The organism is Acrocarpospora catenulata (assembly GCF_018476525.1).
Taxonomy (GTDB): domain Bacteria; phylum Actinomycetota; class Actinomycetes; order Streptosporangiales; family Streptosporangiaceae; genus Acrocarpospora; species Acrocarpospora catenulata.
Genome location: NZ_JAHCST010000088.1, coordinates 21,840 through 31,320 on the forward strand (window position 1 = coordinate 21,840; position 9,481 = coordinate 31,320).

4 protein-coding genes are annotated in these 9,481 nt (G+C 69.7%); 3 read left to right on the top strand and 1 reads right to left on the bottom strand.

Annotated features, from left to right (window positions below; genetic code table 11):
* Positions 1-11: 11 nt before the first annotated feature.
* Complete coding sequence (locus tag KIP79_RS43210; RefSeq protein WP_214110868.1) at positions 12-1,298, top strand: ABC transporter ATP-binding protein; 1,287 nt, start codon at positions 12-14, stop codon at positions 1,296-1,298.
* A 29-nt stretch (positions 1,299-1,327) separates the two neighbouring features.
* Here the strand turns inward: KIP79_RS43210 and KIP79_RS43215 are convergent, their stop codons facing one another.
* Positions 1,328-1,945, bottom strand: a complete 618-nt coding sequence (locus KIP79_RS43215; RefSeq protein WP_214110869.1) for an ACT domain-containing protein — start codon at positions 1,943-1,945, stop codon at positions 1,328-1,330.
* 506 nt (positions 1,946-2,451) lie between these two features.
* Here KIP79_RS43215 and pulA point away from each other — a divergent pair.
* The gene (pulA, locus tag KIP79_RS43220) at positions 2,452-8,004 is read left to right on the top strand and encodes a pullulanase-type alpha-1,6-glucosidase (protein ID WP_308170210.1); all 5,553 of its coding nucleotides are present in this window, start codon (positions 2,452-2,454) and stop codon (positions 8,002-8,004) included.
* A gap of 75 nt (positions 8,005-8,079) precedes the next feature.
* Positions 8,080-9,481 (top strand): alpha-amylase (locus KIP79_RS43225; protein WP_214110870.1); only part of this gene is annotated, 1,402 nt, incomplete at its 3' end.

The window sequence follows — 9,481 nt, forward strand, 5'->3', positions numbered from 1 at the left end:
GAGGAGCAGGCATGAGTACCGTCGTCCTCGACAATGTGACCAAGGTGTACCCGGGCGGGTACCTGGCGGTCGACCGGATGAACCTGCGTGCCGACGACGGTGAACTGCTGGTGCTGCTCGGCCCTTCCGGATGCGGCAAGTCCACCCTGCTCCGTATGATCGCCGGACTTGAAGAGATCACCGAGGGCGACCTCTGGCTGGGCGGCAAGATCGCCAATCATCTGGCCCCACGGGACCGGGATGTGGCGATGGTCTTCCAGAACGGCGCGCTCTATCCGCACCGGACCGTCCGCGGGAACCTGTCCTTCCCGCTGGAGATCGCCAAGGCCGACCCGGCCATGGTGCGGGAACGCGTGATCGAGCTCTCCAAGGCCCTGCACATCGACGAGACCCTGGACCGGCGACCTGGAACGCTCTCCGGTGGCCAGCGGCAGCGGGTCGCGATGGGCAGGGCGATCGTCCGCCAGCCCTCCCTGTTCCTGATGGACGAGCCGCTCTCCAACCTGGACGCGGGCATGCGCACCGAACTCCGGATGGAGATCTCCTCGCTGGTCCGGGCGCTCGGCGTGACCACCATCTACGTCACGCACGACCAGGTGGAGGCGCTCACCCTGGCCGACCGGATCGCCATCATGAACCGGGGCGTGCTCCAGGACATCGGCACCCCGGCCCAGGTCTACAACGACCCCGCCACCGCGTTCACCGCCGCGTTCCTCAGTTCCCAGCAGCTCAACCTGCTCGGCGCTACCGTCCGCACTCCCCAAAATCAGTACATTCTCCTTGATTTCGGTACACACCAGATCACTATGCCCTGGACCGATCCACGTGCTTACGCTGTGTCACGACACACGGGCAGCATGATCATCGTGGGCATCCGGCCCGACGCGCTGGCGCCGATGCCGGAGAAGATGGACGGCCCCTGTTTCATGGGCCGGGTCCGGACCCTGGAGTACCACGGGCACGAGTGGCTGGCGTACGTGGAGGCGGGCATCCCGGCCATGGCCGTACCCGAGCCGCCGGACCCGCGGGCCAAGAACGGCAACGGGAACGGCAACGGCGGCGGGCGGGCCCGGTCGATGATGCGCCGCCTGCTCAGCTCCGGTGAGGAGTTCCCGGCCGAGGAGGCCGCGCCGCAGTCCCAGCCGGGCAGCGGTTCGCACCGCCGCGCCGACCTGATCGTCCGGCTCGGCGCCCGGCCGTTCTGGAAGGCCGGCGAGCACGCCCGGGTCGCGGTGGACGTCTCCCGCCTGATGCTGTTCACCCAGTCCGGCGCGCGAATCGACCCGCCCCGCAGATAAAACCCCCGCAGATAAGACGGAAACGGGGGTCACGCCCGGCTCACCCCGGCGTGGGCGAGCACCGACACCACGTCGACCAGCCGGGCCACCCGGTCCAGCTCGGCGCGGTGGAACGCGGGGCCCTGCCGCCTGGCCACCAGCAGGTGCACGGTGTCGAACGGCACGCTGGCCAGGTGCAGGGTGCCCTCGCTGAACGCGGCGGGGCGCACCGAGATCTGCTGCGGGGCGGGCACCGCCTCGGGCGCCTGCCAGCTGCCGTGCACCACCTCGCCGCTCGCGGCCTCCAGGGCCACCGCCCACTCCGCGCTGACCAGGTCGGGCACCGCGTCCACCAAGGTCAGCACGGCCCGGGCAGGATCGGCGGCGATGTGGCCGAGCAGGTCGTAGTCGGGGTTGGCGCCGGGCAGCTCCCGGGTGGGCCAGGCGGCCTCCACCCGGACCCCGGGCACCACCGAGATGCGCTCGCTGAGCTCGGCCGCGCTGAAGATCGCCGACCAGGAGACGGTGAAATCGTCGACCGCGCGGCCCGACTCCCGTTCCAGCACCGTGACCTGGAGGATGTCCGCCCCCATCACACCGAAGGCCCTGGCCACCTGGCCCAGCACCCCCGGCCGGTCCGGCAGGGAGACCCGTAGCCGCAACAACACGATCGATCACCTCTCCTTCGACACCAACACTGACGTAGGCACGTTTCCGTGATGTTCCCGGGGGATGTCCAGCATAAAGCGGTCGTTCCACCGCACTCCGGGGCCTATGCCTCGGCGTTCCTCCGTTCTGGAAGAAGTTGCAAAAACTACTGCAATGATGCGATCAGTAGTGGATTCCGCACGTTCCGCCATCATCCGGGGTCCTGGCCGTCCCCACAAATCACCGCCTTCCAGAAATCTGCGGTTCTTGCATAAAATTTCAGCAAAGGATTGCATCCGTCCGTCGGACTGAGTAACTTCCGGGCAACACCTCAGAAACACGAATCCGTGGAGGCACCCGGATGCACCCCCCACGGCCCGCGACCACCGCCCGGCTCCGCCGCACGGCCGCCGTCCTGTCGACGGCGCTGGTCGCCATGGTCTGTCCCGTGCTCACCCCAACGACGAGCCAAGCCACCACCTCGAATTACGAATTATCCCTTTTACCCGATTTATCCGTTAAGCCGGTGGTTTCGCAGGTCAGCCGTGCCGCGGAACCAGGCGACGCGCAATTGGCCAAGGACGCGCTCCGCTCCGACCTGACCCGTGAGCGCCTCTACTTCCTGATGACCGACCGGTTCGCCAACGGCGACCGCGGCAACGACCGGGGCGGCCTGACCGGGGACCGGCTGACGACCGGGTTCGACCCTGCCGACAAGGGCTTCTACCAGGGCGGCGACCTGAAGGGCCTGATCGACCGGCTGGACTACATCAAGAACCTGGGCAGCACCGCCATCTGGCTGACCCCGTCCTTCAAGAACCGCCCGGTCCAGGGCAGCGGGAACGACGTCAGCGCCGGCTACCACGGCTACTGGATCACCGACTTCACCAGCATCGACCCGCACCTCGGCAGCAACGCCGACATGAAGCGCCTGGTCAAGGAGGCGCACAAGCGGGGCATGAAGGTCTTCTTCGACATCATCACCAACCACACGGCCGACCTCATCGACTACCAGGAGAAGTCCTACTCCTACCGGTCCAAGGGCGCCTACCCGTACGTCGCCACCGACGGCACCGCCTTCGACGACCGCGCGTACGCGCTGAAGGACACCTTCCCCAAGGTGAGCGTGGACTCCTTCCCGTACACGCCGGTGGTGACCGCCAAGACCAAGGTCCCGGCCTGGCTGAACGACCCCACGATGTACCACAACCGGGGTGATTCCACCTTCACCGGCGAGAACTCCGAGTACGGCGACTTCTTCGGCCTCGACGACCTGTGGACCGAGCGCCCCGAGGTCGTCAAGGGCATGATCGACATCTACCAGACCTGGGTCCGCGAAGCGGGCGTGGACGGCTTCCGGATCGACACCGCCAAGCACGTCAACATGGAGTTCTGGGAGCGCTTCACCCCGGCCCTGCGCGGCTACGCCGCCAAGCTGGGCAACGAGCGGTTCTTCATGTTCGGCGAGGTGTACAGCAGCGACGTCGCGTACGCCTCCCGCTTCACCAGCCGGGGCGGCATGAACGCGACCCTGGACTTCGCCTTCCAGGAGAACGCCCGCACCTTCGCCGGTGGCGGGGCGGCCTCCGGCCTGGCCGGCCTGTACGCGGCCGACGACTACTACACCGACGCCGACTCCAACGCCGCGTCGCTACCGACCTTCCTCGGCAACCACGACATGGGCCGCATCGGCTCCTTCCTGAAGGCCGACCACCCGGGCGCGCCCGACGCCGAGCTGCTGGCCAGGGACACCCTCGCCCACCAGCTCATGTACCTGACCCGGGGCCAGCCCGTCGTCTACTACGGCGACGAGCAGGGCTTCACCGGCGCGGGCGGCGACAAGGACGCGCGAGCCTCGATGTTCGCCTCCAGGACGGCCGACTACCTGGACGACGACCTGATCGGCACCACCGCGACGCACGCGAGCGACAACTTCGTCCCCGGCCACCCGCTCTACCAGTCCATCGCCGCGCTGGCCAAGCTGCGCGACCAGCATCCGGCGCTGGCCGACGGCGCCCAGATCCAGCGGCTGGCCGCCGGGAACGTGTACGCCTTCTCCCGGATCGGGGCCAAGGAACAGATCGAGTACGTGGTCGCGGTGAACAGCGGCACCACCGCCGCCCAGGCGCAGGTGCCGACGTACACGCCGAACGCCCGCTTCACGGCGGTCTACGGCGGAACCGGCCAGGTCACCTCGGGCGCGGACGGCAGGCTGGCGGTGACCGTGCCCGCGCTCGGCGCGATCGTCTACCGGGCCGCCGCCAAGCTGGCCACCCCCGCGCAGGCCCCGGCGGTCTCGATCACCCTGCCCGGCGCCGAGATCAGGGGCACCGCCGAGGACGGGCGGGTGCCCGTCCTCGCGGAGGTGCCGGGCACGGGCTTCGACCAGGTCACCTTCGCCGCGAAGATCGGTAACGGCCCGTGGAAGGCGCTGGGCACCGACGACGCCCCCAACAACCGCACCTTCCGGGTATTTCATGACCTGAGGGGGCTGGCGGCCGGGACGTCGATCACCTACAAGGCGATCGTCAAGGACTCCGCCGGGCGGGTGGCCTCCGCGACCGCGACCGCGACGGTGGCCCCCGAACCGGAGACCCCCGGCGGCGGCACGGTCAAGCGCGACTACCTGGTCGTGCACTACCAGCGCACCGGCGACTACGACGGCTGGGGCCTGCACGCCTGGGGCGACATCGACCAGGAGGTCGAGTGGGGCTCCCCGATCGCCTTCGAGGGCGAGGACGCCTTCGGCAGGTTCGCCTGGATCAAGCTCAAGCCGGGCGCGTCCAGCGTCGGCCTGATCACCCACAAGGGCGATGAGAAGGACGGCGGCGACCGCCTCGTCAACCCCCAGCAGACCGGCGAGGTCTGGCTGGTCCAGGGCCAGGCCGAGGTGTACGGCTCCCGCGCCGCCGCGCAGGGCTTCGCCACCATCCGCTACAACCGGCCGGACGGGAACTACGACGGCTGGGGCCTGCACCTGTGGGGTGACGCGGTGGCCGAGCCCACCGAGTGGACGAGCCCCCGCATGCCCGACGGAACCGACGCCTACGGCGCCTTCTGGAAGGTGCCGCTGAAGGACGCCGCTCCCCCGCTCAACTTCATCATCCACAAGGGCGACGAGAAGGACGGCGGCGACCGCGCGTTCACCGCCGCAAGGCAGCCCGAGGCGTACGTGAACGCGGGCTCCGCCACCCTGCACCCCACCCTGGCGGCGGCCCAGAACGTGCTGATCCTGCACTACAACCGGCCCGACCGCACCTACACCGGGTGGGGCCTGCACGCCTGGGGCGACATCGAGGGCACCGTCGACTGGGGCGACCCGCTGCGACCGGCGGGCACCGACCAGTTCGGCCCGTACTGGAAGGTGCCGCTGAAGCCGGACGCCAAGAGCGTCGGCTGGATCCTCCACAAGGGCGACGAGAAGGACCAACCGGCCGACCAGGCGGTGGATCTCACCGTCAACGGGAACGAGGTCTGGAAACTGTCGCAGAAGGAGGGCTTCGTGCTGCCGCAGCCTCCGGCCACCGGCGCGGACGTGGACCTGACCAAGGCGACCGCGCACTGGATCGACCGGAGCACCCTCGCCTGGCGGGGCAAGACCTCCGCCTCGTCCAGGTACGCGCTGGCCTTCTCCGCCAAGGCCGACATCAGGTACGACGAGAAGTCCGGCGACCTGACCGGCGACATCCACCTGATCCGGCTCACCCCCGGCGCCCTCACCGACGCCCAGAAGGCGAAGTTCCCGCACCTGAAGGACTACGCCGCGCTGATCGTCGACCCCCGCGACACCGACCTGGTCCCGGCCGCGCTCCGGGCCCAGCTGGTGGCGACCGAGCGCGACCCCTCCGGCGGCCTGCTCACCGCCACCGGGGTGCAGATCCCCGGCGTCCTGGACGACGTGTACGCGGCGGCCGCCACCGCCACCCTCGGCCCGTCCGGCAGCCCGCGGCCCACGCTCGCGCTCTGGGCGCCCACCGCCCAGAAGGTCGAGCTGAAGATCGGCGGCCAGACCGTGGCGATGCGCCGCGACGACGCCACCGGCGTCTGGTCGGTCACCGGCCAGCCCAACTGGTACGGCCGCTACTACACCTACCTGGTGACCGTGGTGGCGGGCGCCACCCTGGTGACCAACGAGGTGACCGACCCCTACAGCCTGTCCGCCGCCACCGACGGCAAGCGCAGCCAGCTGGTCGACCTGGCCGACGGCGCGCTCAAGCCGGACGGCTGGAACCGGCTGGCCAAGCCCCCGGCGGTCGGCCAGGACAAGGCGACCGTCTACGAACTGCACGTCCGGGACTTCTCCGCCGCCGACCCGACCGTCCCGGCCGCCGAGCGCGGCACGTACAAGGCGTTCACCGGGAACGGCAACGGCATGCGGGAACTGCGGAAGCTGGCCGCCGACGGCGTGACCCACGTGCACCTGCTGCCGGTGTTCGACTTCGCGACCGTCCCCGAGCGGAAGGCCGACCGGACCGAACCGGCCTGCGACCTGGCGGCGCTGCCGCCCGACTCCGAGCAGCAGCAGGAGTGCGTCACCGCGACGGCGGCCAAGGACTCCTTCAACTGGGGGTACGACCCGCTGCACTACACCGTGCCGGAGGGCTCCTACGCCACCGACCCGGAGGGATCCGGCCGGATCAAGGAGTTCCGCGGCATGGTGCAGGGCCTCAACTCGGCCGGCCTCCGGGTGGTCATGGACGTGGTCTACAACCACACCCACGCCGCCGGGCAGGCCGAGGGGAGCGTGCTCGACAAGATCGTGCCCGGCTACTACCAGCGGCTCCTGGAGGACGGCACGGTGGCCAACTCCACCTGCTGCGCCAACACCGCGCCCGAGCACGCCATGATGGGCAAGCTCGTGGTGGACTCCGTGGTCACCTGGGCGAAGCAGTACAAGGTGGACGGCTTCCGGTTCGACCTGATGGGCCACCACCCGAAGGCCAACCTGCTCGCGGTGCGCCGGGCGCTGGACGCGCTCACCCCGGCCAGGGACGGCGTGGACGGCAAGGCGATCATCCTGTACGGCGAGGGCTGGAACTTCGGGGAGGTCGCGAACGACGCCAGGTTCGTCCAGGCCACCCAGGCCAACCTGGCCGGCACCGGCATCGGCACCTTCAGCGACCGGCTCCGCGACGCGGTACGCGGCGGCACCCCGTTCGACGCCGACCCGGGCATCCGGGGCTTCGGCTCAGGACTGGCCGACAGCCCCGGCGACCGGCTGACCAACGCCGAAGAGCTGATCATGGTCGGGCTGACCGGCAATCTGAAGGACTACGTGCTGCCCTCCGGGAAGAAGGGCTCGGAGGTCTCCTACAACGGCTCCCCCGCCGGGTACGCCGCCGCCCCGCGCGACACGGTCACCTACGTGGACGCGCACGACAACGAGACCCTCTACGACGCGCTCGCCTACAAGCTGCCCGCGGACACCCCGATGTCCGACCGGGTCAGAATGCAGTCGCTCTCGCTGGCCACCGCGCTGCTCGCGCAGGGCACCGCGTTCCTGCACGCCGGGACCGAGCGGCTGCGCTCCAAGTCGCTGGACCGCAACTCCTACGACTCGGGCGACTGGTTCAACCGGCTGCACTGGGACTGCGCCCAGGGCAACGGCTTCGGGGCCGGGTTGCCGCCGCGGGCGGACAACGCGGCCAAGTGGTCCTACGCCCGGCCGTTGCTGGCCGACCCGGCGCTCCGGCCGGACTGCGCGGCGATCAACGCCGCCCGGGCCGGGTTCGCCGACCTGCTCGCCATCCGCACATCCTCCCCGGCCTTCTCGCTCGGCTCGCTCGAGGAGATCCAGCGCCGGCTCACCTTCCCCGCCGCCCACGTCCCCGGCGTCATCACCATGCGCCTGGACGCCTCCGGCATCGACCCGCGCTGGAAGTCGATCACCGTCGTCTTCAACGCGACCTCGCAGGCCAGGCAGCAGACCGTTGCCGGCCTCGCGGGGGCCACGGTCACGCTGCACCCCGTACAGGCCGCCTCCGCCGACCCGGTGGTCAAGGAGTCGGCCGTCGACCGGGCGACCGGAACCCTGACCGTGCCCGCCAGGACGGTGGCGGTCTTCGTACAACCGGTCTGAGCCAAAAACCGGGCCCGGGTGTCATCACCACCCGGACCCGGGACGGGTTTCCCTCCACGCAAGAAGAAGGCCCCGATGAAACGATACCGATCCGCCGCGGCGGTCGCGCTGGCCCTGGTGGCCACTGCGGTCGTCATCCTTCCCGCCCAGGCCGCGCCCGTCGGGTCCGGCCCGTTCGTCAAGCTCTGGAGCTGGAACTGGAACTCGGTGGCACGCGAGTGCACCGACGTGCTCGGCCCCGCCGGGTTCGACGCCGTCCAGGTCTCCCCGCCCAACGACTCCATGTCACGCGGCGGCGCGGTCTGGTGGGACATCTACCAGCCCGCCCGCTACACCCTCACCAGCAAGTTCGGCACCGAGGCCCAGTTCAAGGCCATGATCGACACCTGCCACGCGGCCGGGGTCAAGGTGCACGCCGACGTGGTCATCAACCACATGACCGGGCAGGGCTCCACCAGCTACGGCGGCTACTCCTTCAGCAAGTACAACTACCCCGGCCTGTACTCCGCGGCCGACTTCCACACGCCGAGCTGCGTGATCAACCAGTCGGACTACACCGGCGACGCCTGGCGGGTGCAGAACTGCGAGCTGGTCCAGCTCGCCGACCTGAACACCGGCTCGGAGTACGTGCGCGACCAGATCGCCGGCTACCTCAACAAGCTGACCAGCCTCGGCGTGGACGGCTTCCGGATCGACGCGGCCAAGCACATCAGCACCACCGACCTGGCGGCGATCAAGTCCCGGCTGACCGGCTCGCCGTACATCCACCAGGAGGTCATCCAGGGCGCCGGTGAGCCGATCCAGCCCAACCAGTACACGGGGATCGGCGACGTGCACGAGTTCGTGTACGGGCGGAAGATGAAAGAGCAGTTCACCGGCCAGATCCGGAACCTGTCCACGTTCGGGGAGAGCTGGGGCCTGTCGGTGCCCAGCGACAAGGCCGTGACCTTCATCGACAACCACGACACCGAGCGGAACGGCTCCACCCTCAACTACAAGTACGGCGACACCTACAAGCTGGCCAACGTCTTCCTGCTGTCCTGGCCGTACGGCACGCCCCGGGTGTACTCCTCGTTCACCTGGTCCGACAGTGAGGCGGGTCCGCCGCACAACGGCAGCGGCTTCGTGACCGACACCGACTGCGGCAACGGGCGGTGGACCTGCTTCCACCGGCAGCTGACCGGCATGGTGGGCTTCTACCACGCGGTGGCGGGCACGGCGGTGGCCAACTGGTACGACAACGGCGACAACGTCATCGCGTTCAGCCGCGGGAACAAGGGCTGGGTGTCGATCAACAACTCGGGCTCCGCGCTGACCAGGACGTTCACCACCGGCCTGCCGGCCGGGACGTACCAGAACGTGGCCGGGAGCGGCACGGTCACCGTGGCCGCCGACGGCACCGCGTCGGTCACCGTCCCCGCCAAGAGCGCGGTCGCCATCCGCGTCGGCACCAACCCGTCCCCATCCCCCACCCCCA

Excerpts from the sequence above, each read along its gene's own strand:
- KIP79_RS43210 (WP_214110868.1), top strand. The coding sequence starts at position 12 with ATGAGTACCGTCGTCCTCGACAATGTGACCAAGGTGTACCCGGGCGGG.